The sequence below is a fragment of the Calothrix sp. UHCC 0171 genome, assembly GCF_034931845.1.
Taxonomy (GTDB): Bacteria; Cyanobacteriota; Cyanobacteriia; order Cyanobacteriales; family Nostocaceae; genus Brunnivagina.
Window position 1 is genome coordinate 49,939 of the sequence record NZ_JAYGHN010000022.1, and the last position, 16,538, is coordinate 66,476.

Annotated in this window: 15 protein-coding genes and 1 pseudogene; 7 read left to right on the forward strand and 9 right to left on the reverse strand. The window is 38.2% G+C overall.

Going from position 1 to position 16,538, the window contains the following annotated elements; translation table 11 throughout:
- The first annotated feature begins 75 nt into the window (after positions 1-75).
- Complete coding sequence (locus tag VB733_RS16905) at positions 76-666, forward strand: hypothetical protein (protein ID WP_323341229.1); 591 nt, start codon at positions 76-78, stop codon at positions 664-666.
- A gap of 37 nt (positions 667-703) precedes the next feature.
- Here VB733_RS16905 and VB733_RS16910 read toward each other — a convergent pair whose 3' ends face one another.
- Entirely contained in the window at positions 704-892 is a 189-nt protein-coding gene (locus VB733_RS16910; RefSeq protein ID WP_323341230.1) for a hypothetical protein, read from the reverse strand.
- A gap of 173 nt (positions 893-1,065) precedes the next feature.
- On the opposite strand from VB733_RS16910, the gene VB733_RS16915 reads away from it, so the two are divergent.
- From VB733_RS16915 to VB733_RS16925, 3 genes are all read left to right on the forward strand, one after another.
- Positions 1,066-1,614: a hypothetical protein gene (locus VB733_RS16915; RefSeq protein ID WP_323341231.1), complete on the forward strand. Its 549-nt coding sequence runs from the start codon at positions 1,066-1,068 to the stop codon at positions 1,612-1,614.
- A 122-nt stretch (positions 1,615-1,736) separates the two neighbouring features.
- Complete coding sequence (locus tag VB733_RS16920; protein ID WP_323341232.1) at positions 1,737-2,657, forward strand: molecular chaperone; 921 nt, start codon at positions 1,737-1,739, stop codon at positions 2,655-2,657.
- 147 nt (positions 2,658-2,804) lie between these two features.
- Entirely contained in the window at positions 2,805-6,320 is a 3,516-nt protein-coding gene (locus tag VB733_RS16925) for a carboxypeptidase regulatory-like domain-containing protein (protein WP_323341280.1), read from the forward strand.
- A gap of 45 nt (positions 6,321-6,365) precedes the next feature.
- Here VB733_RS16925 and VB733_RS16930 read toward each other — a convergent pair whose 3' ends face one another.
- Positions 6,366-7,121 (reverse strand): phytanoyl-CoA dioxygenase family protein, encoded by a 756-nt coding sequence (locus VB733_RS16930; protein WP_323341233.1) that lies wholly within the window; start codon positions 7,119-7,121, stop codon positions 6,366-6,368.
- A gap of 121 nt (positions 7,122-7,242) precedes the next feature.
- On the opposite strand from VB733_RS16930, the gene VB733_RS16935 reads away from it, so the two are divergent.
- Complete coding sequence (locus VB733_RS16935) at positions 7,243-7,614, forward strand: DUF2237 domain-containing protein (RefSeq protein ID WP_323341234.1); 372 nt, start codon at positions 7,243-7,245, stop codon at positions 7,612-7,614.
- Positions 7,615-7,722: 108 nt separating this feature from the next.
- Here VB733_RS16935 and VB733_RS16940 read toward each other — a convergent pair whose 3' ends face one another.
- Both VB733_RS16940 and acsF read right to left on the reverse strand, forming a co-directional pair.
- On the reverse strand, positions 7,723-8,931 hold the full coding sequence (locus VB733_RS16940; protein WP_323341235.1) for a 4-hydroxy-3-methylbut-2-enyl diphosphate reductase: 1,209 nt from the start codon (positions 8,929-8,931) through the stop codon (positions 7,723-7,725).
- A 408-nt stretch (positions 8,932-9,339) separates the two neighbouring features.
- Complete coding sequence (acsF, locus tag VB733_RS16945) at positions 9,340-10,422, reverse strand: magnesium-protoporphyrin IX monomethyl ester (oxidative) cyclase (RefSeq protein WP_323341236.1); 1,083 nt, start codon at positions 10,420-10,422, stop codon at positions 9,340-9,342.
- 421 nt (positions 10,423-10,843) lie between these two features.
- On the opposite strand from acsF, the gene VB733_RS16950 reads away from it, so the two are divergent.
- The gene (locus VB733_RS16950; RefSeq protein WP_323341237.1) at positions 10,844-11,560 is read left to right on the forward strand and encodes a heme oxygenase (biliverdin-producing); all 717 of its coding nucleotides are present in this window, start codon (positions 10,844-10,846) and stop codon (positions 11,558-11,560) included.
- Positions 11,561-11,710: 150 nt separating this feature from the next.
- Entirely contained in the window at positions 11,711-13,093 is a 1,383-nt protein-coding gene (hemN, locus tag VB733_RS16955; protein WP_323341238.1) for an oxygen-independent coproporphyrinogen III oxidase, read from the forward strand.
- 47 nt (positions 13,094-13,140) lie between these two features.
- Here the strand turns inward: hemN and VB733_RS16960 are convergent, their stop codons facing one another.
- From VB733_RS16960 to VB733_RS16980, 5 genes and pseudogenes are all read right to left on the reverse strand, one after another.
- On the reverse strand, positions 13,141-13,716 hold the full coding sequence (locus VB733_RS16960; RefSeq protein ID WP_323341239.1) for a methylmalonic aciduria and homocystinuria type D protein: 576 nt from the start codon (positions 13,714-13,716) through the stop codon (positions 13,141-13,143).
- 1,123 nt (positions 13,717-14,839) lie between these two features.
- A complete protein-coding gene (locus VB733_RS16965) occupies positions 14,840-15,046 on the reverse strand; it encodes a glycogen debranching protein (protein ID WP_323341240.1) in 207 nt (68 codons plus the stop codon).
- Between the two features lie 136 nt (positions 15,047-15,182).
- Positions 15,183-15,590 (reverse strand): biopolymer transporter ExbD, encoded by a 408-nt coding sequence (locus VB733_RS16970; protein WP_323341241.1) that lies wholly within the window; start codon positions 15,588-15,590, stop codon positions 15,183-15,185.
- Positions 15,591-15,594: 4 nt separating this feature from the next.
- The gene (locus VB733_RS16975; RefSeq protein WP_323341242.1) at positions 15,595-16,227 is read right to left on the reverse strand and encodes a MotA/TolQ/ExbB proton channel family protein; all 633 of its coding nucleotides are present in this window, start codon (positions 16,225-16,227) and stop codon (positions 15,595-15,597) included.
- Between the two features lie 173 nt (positions 16,228-16,400).
- Positions 16,401-16,523: pseudogene (locus tag VB733_RS16980) on the reverse strand (actin-binding WH2 domain-containing protein); the annotation flags it as partial.
- Between the last annotated feature and the right edge of the window lie 15 nt (positions 16,524-16,538).

Genomic DNA, 16,538 nt, shown 5'->3' on the forward strand with positions numbered 1-16,538 from the left:
CAACGAGCAAAAAACGAGAGTTAATTTTACTTCCAAAAAAAATCAGATTATCTATCCTCAGGAGTTGTTTTTTCCATGAATAAGAAGATTTTGGGCATCATTGCCGCAGGTGCAGCAGCATTAAGTAGCGCTATTTTCGCAGCACCCGCAAATGCAGTTCAGCAAGACGTAAATGTAGAAGTTACCATCCAACCTGGAATCTTCCTACGTACATTCCAAAACGTAAAGCTGCAAATCACTCAGGGTGAGTTGGGCGCAGCACTAGAAAAAGATTTCAATCCGGGGGTTACTGATACAGACGGTACTACCAAGTTGACATTACTTCCACGTCCTCAAGTTGGAGTAGGTACTCAACCGACAGTCACCAAGAAAGTGAATGAATTGTTCGCAGTCTGGTCGAATGGCGGCAAACCAATTAACGTTACCGTGACTCCAGTTGCTAACAGCGCAGCTGGTGCTCCTAAAGCGACCATCTTAACAAATACTGCCGATCCAGCTAGTGAAATCCTACTTACAAACGTAACTGTTAATAATGGTAGCGGAACTCCTGTAAATGCGAACACTCCTATAGTTGGTGGTGTTGATTTAACTTTTGATGTTAGTGCTGCAAGTGCTGGTGTTCACACTGGTGGTAAGTTGACTGTTGAAGCTTTGGCTCAACCCTAATTTTGTGTCCAAATAGAGTACCAATAGATAGCTCACTTTAAGTCATCATAATTTCTGGTGCAGGCATTGTGCCTGCTTCCAGTCCCCAAATATCAACTATATTCATTTTCTTGGCTTTTGTTTTTATTTTGCTTTTAAAGTTTTTTATGTGTGTTTTTAAAAGCCAAAAGTCAATTGTTAAAATTTCACTCAATTTGCAATTCAGCAGATATAACAGATAAGACATTATTGTGAGTTATTGAGTTATAAATAATTCTGAGTCAACAGGAGTTATCAATCAAAAAGAAGTGTGATCCTACACAAAGTAATTATGAGGTCGAATTAAGGTCTATGATTTTTAACTCGATTAATTTACATTTTACTCCTGTCAAAAATTATCATTTTGCCAGTATGAGGATAATGAGTTATCAGTGCAAATTATTAAGTTTTTTGGCGACATTCATGGTGACTCTAGGTTTACCATTAATACCAGCGATCGCCCAAACATCTACAATCCCAGAAGAAGATTTAGGGGTAAATGGAATATCACCTACTCAGATAACCCTTGACCCAATCAAAGATATATTTGTTAATTCTAGTGGCTATGCCCAGAATACACAGGAATTATATAAGCAGCCTGATTTAATTCAAAATGTGAAACGTCAAATCAATTGGACAAAGCGGATTCCCCTAGACAAAATGCAATTGCCATTAAAAGTTACTTACGAGTTTAAGAGTAATAATGGAACTGCCAATCGTTTAAATAATTCCACTACTTCTAATTCTACAATTGGTGTAATTCTCAATCCGCTCGAAAATAATCTTATTTTTCGTAGCGAAGCCAGAAATGTTGCAGTAGTTGAAGGACGTGTCGAGTTGACATTAGACCCTACTCAAAGCCAAATTGCTGGCGTTCATGGTGGTCGTTTATCAGTATGTATTCAAAGTAAAGATGGTGGATGTTTGTAAATTATTGATTCCGTGAATGATTAGTTGTGAAATTAGTTGCAATTACCTAACACTTCTAATTAATCATTAATAATTATCAAGTATTTGTGCCAATTAAGTGTGAGAGAGAATCGAGGGTTATAATGCTACAAAAAACAAAAATTATCGCCTTAAGTTTATTAGGCGCATTCACACAAGGACTTCTCTGGAATCTGGCATTAGCACCAGCCACAGCACTAGAAATCGGTGTCAGCCCACCAAAATTTGAAGTAGAAATGAATGGTAAAGGGCGATCGCAATCCATCAAAATTACAAATTTTTCGGCGGAACCTGTAGAAATGCAAGCTTACGTCCGCAATTGGACTCTCAATGAAGAAAATAAACTGCAAGAGATACAATCAACCGAAAATTCCCTAGATCAGTGGATTGTCTTTACTCCCGCCAGATTCACAATTCCCCCACGCAGTTCTCAAAGTCTCCGCTTTGCTATCCGCCCCAAAGTTCAACCCCAAGAGGGAGAACACCGAGCAGTTATTTACCTTGAGGAAGTTTTACCTCAAAGCAAAGAAAACTCGCAGTCAGTTGTGACTATTGGTCGTGTCGGTATTGTCGTCTACGGCTATGCTGGTAAAATCAAACGCGCTGGCACTCTCAACTCCATCAATGTAGATGCCAAAGCCAACTCTGTTAACGCTATCTTCGATATTTCGAGTACGGGTAACGCCAACGTCCGCATGAAGGGACAGTATTCTATCTGGCGCGCTGCTAACTATCCTGGGGCAAAAGCAACACAGCCGATATCTGGAATATCTGGTGCTGCTTCCGCAAACGTAAAACTGCCTGCAAATGTTGTCGATGCGGGAATTTTACGAGACACACCCGTTCTTGCTAGCACGCGACGTAAGCTAGTCATGCCAATCAAAAAATTACCACCTGGTAACTACGTTTTGGACATTAACGGTGACTTAAATGGAGTAGCTGTCGATCAAGGCATTCCTTTCACTGTTCCCGCAACTGGGACAACTCCTGCGGCTAAAAATCCCGTAATTCCTCTAAGGAAGTGAACTGTAGTCTGAAATTTTAAACCGAAATCAAAATAGCTGCTTTTCTGGGTGAATTCACAATCCCAAACCTAGAAATGATTTGCTGCCCAATGATATTAAAACTTACATCACCCTTTTGGGATAACCATTTCAACCTTTGTGCTTAGTATGCTCTACCTAGCTTTACCACCTGCACCACCCCCAATTGTCGCCACAATTGCACCTGAACAAGCTGCTGGCAAACCACCATCAGTCAAAGTTTCAGCAGTGAATCAACCGACAAAAAACTCAACTTCAGATAGTGGCAATGCCAGTACAGCAACAACACAGTCATTAGAATGTCAGCTATCTGAATTTAAATCACAGTCTCAAAAACAAAACCTTGCGAATAACCTCTTAGCAAGAATGCTGGCTACTTCTACCAGTGTGAAAACACAAGGCGTTGCTTGCGATTCCCAAAAGCAAAAGTTGCCAAGTCAACAACAAAAATCAGTCAGTAATATTTCTGTCACCAGTCAAGACACTGCCCTATCACCAGAAGATGCCAATTCACCACAAATCGCCAGTAATTTGGCATCCAATAAAAGTGCTGAAAAGAACACTATTGGAACTATTTTGGCAGCAGTGCAACAGCTAATTCACATATCTTTGTATACATCAATTAATGATACAATTACTGACAGTCTTCAATTAGAAAGCTCCACTTCTAATCCTATTGCTGGTAAAGCACAAACAGATATAACTTCTAATAATAATTTATCAGTAGCTAATAACGAAATTTCCAAAGTAAATAATCCAAACAACAATCAAGTTAAGCAAAATATTGAAAAAAATACAAATATTCAAACAGTAGCAAACAATCCCCGTTTTGATGCCACAAAAATCTTAACACTCGTCCAAGAATTAATCAGTATTTCGATTTCTGCAAGCCTTAATAATAAAATTATTGATACGACTTCTGCAAATAGCAATCCCCAAGAAGCACAAAAAATAGCAAGTAATCCTAAACAAGATACACCGCCAAATCTCACAAACTCGCTATCCAATTCTCAAACTGTAGATAACAGCAAAGTTGCAGCCGCAGGTAATATTATTGATCGACTCAAGCCGAACTCTGATCATAAAATTACTCCAGGAGACTCAATCCCAAATTCTAACCCTGAAAACTCACTGCAACTAGCTAAATCTCCCGATGAACCATTTCTTGTCGAACTTAGTGTTAATGGTCGAGAAATTGGCACATTAGATGTTATTTTAGAAAACAAAATCTTACTAATACCTCTTGATTCTTTTGCGAGATTAACAGGATTAACTGTTGAAATTATAGATGGTAAAACTCAAGTTAAAACACCTTTAGGAACTGTACAGATATCACCAGACTCTTTAAAGAAAATCAATGGTGTCTCTTACATTAGCAGCGCCGAAATGCGCGATAAACTTAACATTACTATTGACTTAAATATTGCCGACCTCACCTTACTTGCAGATTTACCCTGGCGATCGCAAACTGGTCAATATCGCCCTAGTCAACCCAACTTAAAACCAGATGTATTTGCACCACAAAATGGATTGTCTAATTTGCGCCAAGAATTAAACTGGACTAGTGGAGGCGGTGATTCTAGCTTACGCAGTTCCACACGTCTTGGTGGTCGATTATTAGGTGGTTCTGTTGGCATTCGTTTTGATAATAACTTTGTTAATAGTCCAGATGTTTCCGAATATTATTTCTATAAGCGAAATGGAAACTTCCGCTATCAAATAGGTCGTCAACAATTAGGTTTACATCCATTGTTAAATGGAGTTGATTTAACTGGATTACAATTTGGCTATAGTAATTTACCACCTGAAAGCTTTGGTACGACTTTTAACGCCACTGAACTACTACCCAGAAGGTCACGTCCTATCCAAACATTTCGTGGTGAAGCTCCTCCTGCAAGCTTTGTACAGTTACGTATTGGAGGGGTGATAATAGCGCAACAACAGGTAGGATTTAACGGAATTTATGAGTTTGTTGATGTTAATTTACCAGTCGGTCAAACTAATGAAATTGAACTTTTGATTTTTGACCGTACGAATCTGCGCGTACCCTCAGAAATCCGCACAGTCAGAATTAATGCATCGGATTTATTATTACCTTCAGGGGGAAATGTTCAACTTGCTGGTTTAGGGATTAGCGGTAATTTAGTCCAAGATCAATTGTTTGGAGAATTTAACTCTGACTACAATGGTAAATTGATGGGCTTTTACCAATTCAGACAAGGGCTATCAAATAACTTAACTTTTGAAGGCTCTCTGCAAGCGATTCCTGACACATTACAATCACAGGCTGGTTTAGTGTGGCGATTAGCAAATCCGGTAGTGTTATCTGCCAGTGTTGGTAGTTCTTATGATCAAATTGGTTATACGGCTGACTTAGATATTCAACTTGATAAATTAGACATTAATGCCAATTCTCAATCATTACCAAGGGGATATCGTTCAGGAAAAAGAGACAGCTTTGAACGCTTCAATCACAGTTTAGAACTGAAGTATCGCTTCAATAATAAATTTAATTTAGGATTTATTGCTCGCAACCGCCAAGACGATACAAGTACAGCTAGTTATATTTTACCTACCTTTACTTTAAGACCTTTTTCCACTGTATCTTTGAACGGTAGACCCGATATTGATGGTAGATATTTATTTAATGCTTTCTATCAACCAAATTGGGCAACTCGCTTTTCATTTAACACCTATGGCGATGCCTATCTTTCTGACTTAAGTTATAAGTTTAAAAATAACTATCAAGTGTCGGCGGGAACAGAGTTTGGGGCTGGTTCTGCACCACGCTACACCTTAGGTTTTGGTTACTTTCCCAATAACCTCAGACAGTTAAGTTGGAATCTCGGATTAGCGCTGCGAGATAGTGAAGTTGCGCCCTTAGCTAGTGCAAGTATGCAAGTATTGCCTGGTTTGTTGGCAAGAGTCGAATATCAAGGCATCCCCTCCAGAGCAACTAGCGGAAACTTTGGTGGTTTTGGTAACGATCGCCTGAGCCTGACTCTGGTATCCGATTTATCCTTTGCACGGGGTCAGATTGCACCTGCCAGTTATACAGGTATTACGAAAGAACGTGGTGCGATCGCTGGACGGATTAAAGTTGAAGGTGCTAAAGGTAACTTTGATTTGAGTGGCTCGAATGTCCGGATTATCAATAAAAAGGGCGAAGTTTTGGGTTCTGCCAGAACTGACTTAAAAGGTAATTTCTTTGTTGGTGGTTTACCCGAAGGTAACTATATAGTCGAACTTGAACCGGATGAATTACCCATTGAACTCTCCGTACCAAAGACCAGTATGGTAGCAGAAGTTTCTAGTTCAGCCGTTACACGTTTAGATTTCCCAGTTCGGGCAGAGTTTGGTGTTGCTGGACGTGTTACAGATGTGACAGGGCAGCCAATGGCGGAAGTTAAGGTGGAATTGATTAATTCTAGTGGTGCGAGAATTTTATCAGGTATCACCGATAGATTTGGTTTGTACCGTCTAGATGGGGTTCCCGTCGGTCAATACATGTTGCGTGTTTCTAACCAAGATATACTCAATCGCAACGACTCACTTCCTAAGCGACAAATTGAGATTCGTAATGAGTTTGTTTATAACCAGAATTTACAATTACCTGTTTCTGCGGCGGCGAAGCGAAATAATTAGGATTTTTAGGTGTAGTATTTGTCTAACTAAATACATCATCTGAAATTAATGAGAAATGCCAGGTATTCTGAGAATTTGACGTTGCAACGGAGTTAAATCGGAAAAATCATCGGCATCATAATAATATCTAGCCCAAGCTGATATTTGCGGCGAATATTTATAAAAGATGGTAGTGCGAGACTCGGCAAAATTATCGTTAAAATTATCTTTCTTGACTTTGTAAGGAACAGTACCATGTGTCAAGGCTTCGGTAAAGATAATTGCACTCCCAGCTTTTACTGGTACAGTTTGTACACAGCAATTAGGTTGTTCTAAATTTAGCCATGCTTGAGGACAGGGATAATTACTTTTGTGGCTGCCAGGTATACAACCAAATCCACCTTCACCCTGATTGACATCATTGAGTTCGTAGGCAACAGCAGTTAAGCCATTGTACATTTTCCCATGCTTAAATTCATAAAATTGGCAAGGGTCATAAGGAGTTCCACCACCGTGGAGAAAGGAACCGACTGGACCTGCACCTTGGCGGATAATATGAATGTAATCGTGGTCTAAACGAAACTGAACTCCCAATAATTCGGTAAGATAGGGAGTAATAGGGGAGTTATCGATTAAATCGCGAAATGGTTTACCCCAACTTAGTAAAGAATCAAAGCGAAGTCTATTAGCTTCCGGTTGATTATGTTTGACGATTTGCTGATTAACTATCTGTTTTAGGGCTACTATTTGTGTGCTGGTAAGAGCATTTTCAACTACTATAAATCCTTGCAAGTCAAATAAGTAACGTTCTAATTCCGTCATTGTGATTTTGGATATAAAATACAGCGAAACCTTGAATGCATTTCAAGATAACAGCCAGGAGAGATGGTTAGCTTAATTTGCTAAAGTTATATTAATCTAAAATCTAAAATTTAAATTTAGTATGACTGATGCGAAAAACGTCTTAGGTGAAAATCTTGAATTTTGCTGCGGTTCGCCGATAACTGGCTTTTACCGTAATGGAAGATGTGAAACTGGAGCGATGGACATGGGAGTTCATGTCGTTTGTGCGGAAGTAACTGAGGAGTTTCTGATTTTTAGTAAATCCCGTGGTAATGATTTGATGACACCAGCGCCACAATATAGTTTTCCGGGATTAAAGCCAGGAGATAGGTGGTGTTTATGTGCTTCGCGTTGGCAGGAAGCACTTGATGCTGGTGTCGCACCTCCAATCGTGTTGTCGGCGACGCATGAAAAAGCACTGGAATATGTTTCGTTGGATGAATTAAAACAACATGCTTTGAATCTCAGCTAGCTGGTAGCAAATACGTGCTGACAATCACAACTAATAAAGGGACTGTAGTGTTAACTTCTACAAAAAATTAGCACTACACTCACCCTGTTAAATCCTATTTAATTCTATTTAAACCATCGCTACTGATTGCTTCAATTCAAAAATTTTCTCGATAATATTTTCTACCACTTTATCGGGAGTAGAAGCGCCAGAGGTTACACCAACTACAATTTCACCTTCCGGCAACCAATTTTCTGTTAGCTTTAATTCTCCATTGAGTTCGCGATGTTCAATCATATTGTTCGATTTAATTCGCTCAACACAATCAATATGGTATGAAGGAATTTTTCTCTCAACTGCAATCTCCTGTAAATGAGTTGTATTCGATGAATTAAAGCCACCAATAACTATCATTAAATCAACTTTTTCTTCGACTAACTCAAACATCGCATCTTGGCGTTCTTGAGTCGCATCGCAAATAGTATTAAAGCTTTGAAAATGCTGGTTTAATTCTTGCGGTCCATATTTTTTCATCATTGTCCGCTCGAATAATTTACCAATTTCCTCGGTTTCGCCTTTTAACATCGTCGTTTGGTTAGCAATTCCGACTCTCTCTAAATCGATATCGGGGTCAAATCCTGCCGAACAAGCTTTAGCAAATTTCGCCATAAATTCACATTTGTCACCACCATTTAAGATGTAATTAACAACATATTCTGCTTGCTGCATATTTAAAACTATTAAATATTTACCAGCAAAAGAACTAGTGGCAACTGTTTCTTCGTGGTTATATTTACCATGAATGATAGAGGTGAATTCACCTTTTTTGTGCTTTTCTACAGTATTCCACACCTTAGAAACCCAAGGACAGGTTGTATCGACAATTTTACAACCTTTATCATTGAGAATTTGCATTTCTTGGACGCTGGCACCGAAGGCAGGTAAGATGACAACATCACCACTTTCAACAATTGAAAAGTCTTTATTACCATTTGTTACGGGAATAAATTTGACTTCCATTTCTCGTAAGCGTTGGTTTACCGATGGATTGTGAATTATTTCATTGGTAATCCAAATTTGTTCAGTAGGGAAATGCTGCCGAGTTTCATATGCCATGGCGACGGCACGTTCAACGCCCCAGCAAAAACCAAAAGCTTGTGCTAATCGAATTGTGACATTATCACGTTGGAAATTATAGTTACTATTACGAATTTCTTGGATTAAATGACTTTGATATTCTGATTTTAATTGAGTAGCAACTTCCTCTTGATGACCAAAACCACGACGGTGGTAGTTTTCGGAATGTTGTAAAGAACGCTTAAATGCCTTAGTATCCATTTACTTTTCTTCAAATAGTTGCAAAATTGACTCTTTTTTATTTTCCCTTGCCTCAAACCATTGTAGAGGGCGGAGGAATAAAAAACCTAAGAATTTGCGACTAAGGAGATGATTAAGACTGACGCGGAGATGGGGAGAAGTGGTGGCGGTATAAGTAAGATTCAAAGTTTAAAGTTCAAAGTTTGTTTGGGATTTTTTGCCCAACCTCCAACCTCCAGGTTGGAAAGGTAATTCTAACACTGGGGGTAGAGAGAGACTTGCGGGATTACTCCCACTAGAGGCGAGGAAACGTCAAGTGCTTTCCTCCACTTAGCGTCCTCTAAGGGAAATCGGGAATATAAGAATTTATATAGGATTGACGCAGAGACAATAATTAATTGGCAAAATTGGGCAAATTACGATTCAAAATTAATGTACTTCCATTCGTATTGCTTCTGCATCAATAGGTTTAATGATGAACAGTCGTAACATGTAAAATGTGACTGCCAACATGAGAGGAAGTTTTAGGAAAAATTTCTGAATTTTTGGTTTGTCACTATATTTGATATCCATCAACCTCAATCTAAAGTTGATGTTAGAGCAGCGTTCTAAAAGTGGGAAAAACTTGGGATGTTTGGTATCGAGAATTACGGGGAATGCTCGTGCAGAGGTTTCATTGGTTTTTTCAATGACTTGAATATTGTAATTCCTGGCATCTATTCCCAAGGATTTATAAAAGTTACCTCGTTCGAGTACCGTTAGCGTATGGGTGGCAAATACCGACAGTAAGAAAAATCTTGCCCATAAACGTGCTTTCCAATTATCCCAAAGCTGGGGCTGCGATCGCAATAATGCTTTAAAGAAATCTCCATGTCGATTTTCGTCTTGACACCAATTCTCGAAATAACGGAACAAGGGATAATATTGATACCCTGGTCTTTGTTCGAGATGCCGGAACATAATGATATACCGCCAATAGCCGATTTTTTCCGACAAATAAACGGTATAAATAATCCATTCTGGTGGGAAAAAAGTGTAAGTACGATTTTTAGTTAAATAACCTAAATCTAGGGATAGGTTAAAATCAGCCATTGCTTTGTTGATAAATCCCGCATGACGGGCTTCATCTCGTGCTAAGTATTCAAATGCTTCTGATAATAAAGGGCTACGATTTTTGAGTTTGCGTGTTAGTTCCTTAAATAATAAAAACCCGGAAAACTCCGAAGTACAGGAACGCTCCAAAAAGTCAATAAATGCCAGCCGCGTTTGTCCGTCGATGCATTCCCAACTCTGCTTAAACTCGTCATCCCTGATAAAGTGGTGGCGGTTGTAGTCTGCTTTTAACTCAGCTACCACCGCTCGCAGTTCTTTCTCGTCATCCGACAAGTTCATTTGCGCGACTTTATCAAAGTCTGTCGTGTAAAAGCGGGGTGTTAATAATGTTTCGCGAACGGGCGCTTTGACTCCTGGCTTAAGGAAACCAGCATTTAAAGCCGAATTTGACTGAACCATGCAAATCCTTTTACATCACTCTATTCTTACATTGCCATTTAACGCTGAAATTTTCTCGCCAATCGTTCTTGATTCGGGAGAATTGAAAATTATTTTAGAAAAATATTGGTAGATTTTGCTGTTCTCTACAAGCAAAAAATCCTTGATTATCAAGTATTTGCGGCTTTCTTCATCTCCCCGTCACTGCCCAATTGTAAATAATTGTGTATGTCTATGTAGATATATAGCTAGAAAAAAAGTGAGATTTTTGCTAGAAATAAGCATGGTTGGAGTCTGTAAGCGTTTGGGTTGCGATGCAGGCTATCTCATTCCTCTCCACTCTTTTTTTGCGTGTGTGCAATTGTGACAAGTGATAGATAGGTAGTCATTGTGAGTCTGTGGCTGCTGAATTCATCTTGAGTTTGAATATAAAGGAATTAAAATGAGTAGCAATCTCGCTATTAAACTTCGTGCTGGAACACAAAAAGCACACACATCTGCGGAAAATGCTGGCTTTACAAAATGTTTTCTTAAGGGAGTAGTCGATCGCAATTGTTTTGCCACATTTTTAGGTAATTTATATTACGTATATAGTGAACTCGAAGCTGCAATCGAAAAGCATCGTGAACATCCGGTAATTAAACCGCTTTATTTTCCAGAATTGCACCGGAAAGCGAATTTGGAAAAAGACCTCGAATTTTATTACGGAAAAAATTGGCAAGAGCAAATTGTCCCTACTCAGGCGACTCAAAATTACGTCAATCGGATTCGGGAGATTTCTGCAAAAGAACCAGTTTTGTTATTAGGGCATACCTACACCCGTTACATGGGTGATTTGTCGGGGGGACAGATGTTTCAAAAGATTGCTCAAACAGCCTTAAAGCTGGAAGGTTATCAAGGAACATCATTTTATAACTTTGAACAAATCCCCGATAAAAATGCCTTTAAGGACAAATATCGGCAAGCGTTGAATGCATTACCAATTGATGATGTCACAGCAGATAAAATTGTTGCAGAAGCAAATCATGCCTTTCATTTAAATTTGCTAGCAGCACAAGATTTAGAAGGTACATTAATTCAAGCGATTGGGCAAGTTCTATACAATTCCTTGGTGCGATCGCACAATCCTGGAAGTACGGAAGTTGCACCTGCTAATTAATCGTGTTGAGTCTTGAGTGAGAAGTTATTAATTACGTAGTTGATTGATTGCGTAACTTTAGCTTCTCGCATAATATATTTTGTTTTTTTAGGGTAGCAAATATTGCGAATTACCCTTCCCCATTTCCCGCTCAAATTGGAACAAAAATAGATGGTTTTTCAAGTACCTGGTGTAAAAATCGATTTAGAATTAATCAAAAAATACGATACTCCGACACCGCGATATACAAGTTATCCACCAGCGACAGAACTCAGAGAAAGCTTTCAAAAAGAGGATTTCCGAGATGCGATCGCGCTCTCAAATCAACGTCAAACTCCGCTTTCTTTATACTTTCATATCCCTTTCTGCCAGAGTGCTTGCTATTATTGCGGATGTAATATCATTGTTTCTGGCAATAAGAATATTGCGATTCCCTATGTTGAATATTTGGGAAGCGAAATTCAACAAACTGCTAAGTTAATTTCTCCAGAACGTCCCGTTGTTCAAATACATTGGGGTGGTGGAACCCCCAATTATTTAAGTAAAGAACAAGTTGCAAAAATTTGGAAAAATATTGCTAATAATTTTACAATTCATCCCCATGCAGAAGTTTCCATTGAGGTGAATCCTCGTTATATTGACAAGGACTATCTCTTCTTCCTCAGAGAACTTGGTTTTAATCGGATTAGTTTTGGACTTCAAGATTTTGACCCCAAAGTACAAGCAGCAATTAATCGTATTCAACCAGATGAAATGCTGTTTAATGTGATGGGATGGATGCGGGAAGCTGAATTTGAAAGCATTAATGTTGATTTGATTTATGGCTTACCTCACCAAACTTTACAAAGCTTCCGCAGCACCATTAAAAAGACAATTGAATTGGACCCAGATAGGATTGCTGTCTTTAATTTTGCTTACATTCCTTGGGTAAAAGCAGTACAAAAAAATATTGATCCAGATGCCCTGACACCGCCACAAGAAAAGCTGGAAATTCTTCAGATGACAATTGAAGAATTAACCAGAAATAAATATTTATTTATTGGCATGGATCATTTTGCCAAACCTGATGATGAACTGGCAACAGCCCAGAATGAAGGTTCTTTACAGCGAAATTTTCAGGGATATACAACTCACGGGCAAGCGGAATTACTTGGTTTTGGAGCCACATCTGTAAGTATGTTACATGAAGTTTACGCCCAAAATCATAAGCAGTTAAAAGATTACTATCAAGCAATTGATGCTGGCATATTACCAGTCTCTAAAGGTTATAAACTAAACTGGGAAGATATTTTGCGTCGCGATGTCATTATGGGAATTATGTCGGGGACGCGAGTAAATAAACAGGAAATTGAGCAAAAATATCAGATAGATTTTAATAAGTATTTTGCTCAGGAAATGCAGGAATTGCAGCGCTTAGAAAATGATGGCTTGGTGGATTTATCTAATCAATCGATTACAATCACCGAAATTGGTAGATTACTAGTTCGCAATATTGCTGTAATTTTTGATGCACATAAAGTTACGCGAGAGAGAAAACTTTCCCGTGCAATTTAATCTATGCTCTCAATACTTTCTCGCCCAAAGTATTGAGAGCATACTAATTAGGAATTCACAGCTTGTTTCTTTTTCACTTCTTGCCATCCCCGGTACTTAGCAATATCTTTTAATATCCATTCAGTCACGATTGGGGGAGCTTCAGAAAGTAAAATCCCTGGGTAAACGCATGTTCCCCATTGCGGATGTACTAAAACACGACACTTATTTTTAATAATTGAATAATTCAGTAAAGCTTCAATAACTGCTGTATCATTATGGGGGACTTGACCGGGACGTGAAAGTAATGGATAACCGGTGCGTGGATCTATAATATCAGCCATGTATCCCATATCTCGCAAATTAAAGGCGACATCTAAGCCAAAGCGCATAAATCGCTCACGTAAAACTTGCTTTTCTGCCTCTATTAGCACATTACTTTCTAGTAAATCATAATGCGATCGCATCAGCACCACCACTACCCACATTGGTGTGCTATTTCTCCAGTCTGGTAATATCCGTTCGCGGTTGGTACAGATATATTCGCTAGGAGAATGAATGGAAATTTGAACTGCTTGTCCCTCCTCACCAACCCAATTGATGAGACAGCTTTCATCTGAAGTAGAAATCCGGAAATAGTCCACCTAACTTTATTGTTTAATACTATTTTTGTACGTTTGCAATTTCTATCCTCGTTAATGATGATAACTCCTAATTTTTCTAAAAAAACATTATTTTTTAATAAATACAAGACTTATTTGGCTATCTTGAAAACTTTTTGGATAATTTAAGGAAAAATTAATATTTTCTTAATAGTTTCAGAGAAAGTACCGTTCATATCCATGGAATTTTGGAGAGTATTTTGGGTAAATGATGGGTTTGGGTTATGGAACTTCTCTAAAAAGGTATTCAAAAAACAGCAAATCAATTACCTTATCACCTTGTAATGTCATCTGTAGTGTTCTTTTAGGGGATTGGCATTACCTGACATCTTCTAACAAAGCAATTAATACTGATTTTCCTGTGACTTATTACAACTCAATCAGAAGGCATTTCTCTCAAAACCCTTATCAATCAAGAGACAACACCTACGTGCGTAATTATTAGTTGTATATTAAAGAACCATAAAATCTCTAGAGTGAATATTAGGAAATACTTATGACTGTATATTTACCAGAATTTTGTGGAAAATTTATATCTACATTAAGTAAAACCCTACACATTGGGAAGATTACTCAGTAATAATTAAACTATTACAAACGCTTTTTTTGATACCGCTTTGTTGTAGTTCAAATTAGTTTTTGCCAATAAGAATTGTGAAGGATTTTAGGTGTAATGCTTGATTTCAGACAGCATTAGCATCTAAATTATGTTGTCTTTTTATTTTTCTTTGCAAAAATAAAATTCACTTAAATCACAAAAATACTAAATAATTCAGGGATAAATTCAGATTTAGAAAATGCAACAATACAAACATAAAATTAATCTATTCATTAATGCAATCATTTTAGTAAAACTAGCAATTACTGGCTGTATCTGTTTGCAATTTATAATTTCTTTGATAACTTACTACAGTAGAAATACGACGATTTACCCAACATCATTACCTTGGATAGAAACTAAATCAGACTGTGAGCATCAAGACAAGACATGGCATAATAACAAATGCTGGGATGCAGAACACAGTATGATGTTTTGAGTTGGGCATTGGGTATTCGTGAATCACGAAGGATAAACAACTATTACCCATTACCCATTAACTATTGACTAACTTAATTTCAACGCATTAACGGGAACTTCATCCCAAGAATTCACTTTCCTGAGTCTTGCTTGCCAGCCCCATGCTTTTTGCTTGTCAGTCAAGTTTTGCTGAAATGATTCGTGACAATCTTTAGCATGGGATTCATCGCGGGTGGCGATACATGCGTGAATCATGCCAGATGAATCGATTTGTTCGTTTACCCAAATAGTCATGACTTTGCCCCAAGTATTCTCACTAAAAATCTTTAGGTTGCCAATTTGATTATGCAACTATATCAATATTATTTAAACTTGGCGATAAGGTTTGTATTCTTTCGCAAAAAGTTGTAATTTACATGTGGGAAGAAAGTTAATTCTTTGTGACAATGGCGAGTCTCGCACCGGGTATCTGCCGTAGTTTATCCATGACAGCCACTACTCTACCGTGACTGACGTTTTCATCGGCACTAATTTCGACTAAAAACTCATTTTTACTGTCCCCTGTTAAAGTATTTATTTGTGCGATTAATTTCTCTAGAGATACAGCAACACTATTCAAACTGAGTTGTCCATTTTTTTCGATTGTGACTGTAATTGTTGATGATTGGGAAAGTTGCGGTGGTGCTGTTTCCGCTTTGGGTAAATTCACAGGTAATTCTCCCGTGCGGGTTAAGAATAATGTTGACATGATAAAAAATGTCAGAATCGCAAAAATAACATCAATCATTGGCACTATATTAATTTGTGCGGGAATATCCGGTTCATCTGGAAGGCGCATAGGATTATTCTCCACGCTCGTAACGACGACGATATAGCAGTTCTAATTGTCCACCATATTCTTGGATAAATGCCATTTGTCTTTGGTGAAGCCCTCGAAATACATTGGCAAATAGTAGCGTAATAATTGCTACGACTAATCCAGTGGCAGTTGAAACTAGGGCTTGGCTGATTCCAGAAGTAACTCCAACTGTTTTTGTGCCACTAACATTGCCAAGTTCTAGAGATGCAAATGAAATAATTAGTCCGAGTACAGTACCTAGAAGTCCCAGTAGAGGTGCGAGGGAGATAATAGTATCGAAAACAGTCTGAAAGCGTTTTAGTATTGGTATTTCAGCCTGTGCAGAACTTTCTAAAGCGAGTCGAAATTCTTCTGGTGTTGCTTCTTCGAGTTCGAGTGCTGCTAAAAAGATGCGAGAAATTGGTAAGTCTGAGTTTTGTTGCAATTTGTCGAGGGTACTGACAACATTATTATGTCGGTAGAGATTGATAACCTCTTTGACAACTCTATCTTGACGACCGTTGATCTGTATCCAGAATACCACACGTTCTAAAATTAATGCGATCGCTAAAATTGAGAACCCCAGCAAGGGGTACATTACAACCCCACCATCTCTAAACAGTTGGAGAATATCCATACTTAACTAATCCCAAATTTTCCTCGACTCATTTACGCTCAAACAAAACTAGTTTAGGGTAACAGATGGTTATTTTACACATGCTGGGGCAAGAATATTATGTAGAAAGGAAAAATGGGCAGAGTTTATTTGGTTGATTGCTATCTGGGAATTATTTTTTCTATAGCAAAAAATTATGAACGGAAACCCAACAAAAACATAATTGATTTAATCACGCTTAAGTAAAAATTACCTTCTCTTTCTCTAAATATTTGGAAAATAGAATCAGGCGCACCAAAAAATGGTCTTAAAGTCCATTAGAAGTCAAGGTT

Bases quoted from the DNA above. Each gene is read 5' to 3' on its own strand.
- VB733_RS16920 (WP_323341232.1), top strand. From the start codon at position 1,737: ATGCTACAAAAAACAAAAATTATCGCCTTAAGTTTATTAGGCGCATTC.
- VB733_RS16940 (WP_323341235.1), bottom strand. From the start codon at position 8,931: ATGGATACTAAGGCATTTAAGCGTTCTTTACAACATTCCGAAAACTAC.
- VB733_RS16935 (WP_323341234.1), top strand. From the start codon at position 7,243: ATGACTGATGCGAAAAACGTCTTAGGTGAAAATCTTGAATTTTGCTGC.
- VB733_RS16975 (WP_323341242.1), bottom strand. From the start codon at position 16,227: ATGGATATTCTCCAACTGTTTAGAGATGGTGGGGTTGTAATGTACCCC.
- VB733_RS16965 (WP_323341240.1), bottom strand. From the start codon at position 15,046: ATGACTATTTGGGTAAACGAACAAATCGATTCATCTGGCATGATTCAC.
- VB733_RS16910 (WP_323341230.1), bottom strand. From the start codon at position 892: ATGTCTTATCTGTTATATCTGCTGAATTGCAAATTGAGTGAAATTTTA.
- acsF (WP_323341236.1), bottom strand. From the start codon at position 10,422: ATGGTTCAGTCAAATTCGGCTTTAAATGCTGGTTTCCTTAAGCCAGGA.
- hemN (WP_323341238.1), top strand. From the start codon at position 11,711: ATGGTTTTTCAAGTACCTGGTGTAAAAATCGATTTAGAATTAATCAAA.
- VB733_RS16915 (WP_323341231.1), top strand. From the start codon at position 1,066: ATGAGTTATCAGTGCAAATTATTAAGTTTTTTGGCGACATTCATGGTG.
- VB733_RS16950 (WP_323341237.1), top strand. From the start codon at position 10,844: ATGAGTAGCAATCTCGCTATTAAACTTCGTGCTGGAACACAAAAAGCA.
- VB733_RS16970 (WP_323341241.1), bottom strand. From the start codon at position 15,590: ATGCGCCTTCCAGATGAACCGGATATTCCCGCACAAATTAATATAGTG.
- VB733_RS16930 (WP_323341233.1), bottom strand. From the start codon at position 7,121: ATGACGGAATTAGAACGTTACTTATTTGACTTGCAAGGATTTATAGTA.
- VB733_RS16905 (WP_323341229.1), top strand. From the start codon at position 76: ATGAATAAGAAGATTTTGGGCATCATTGCCGCAGGTGCAGCAGCATTA.
- VB733_RS16925 (WP_323341280.1), top strand. From the start codon at position 2,805: ATGCTCTACCTAGCTTTACCACCTGCACCACCCCCAATTGTCGCCACA.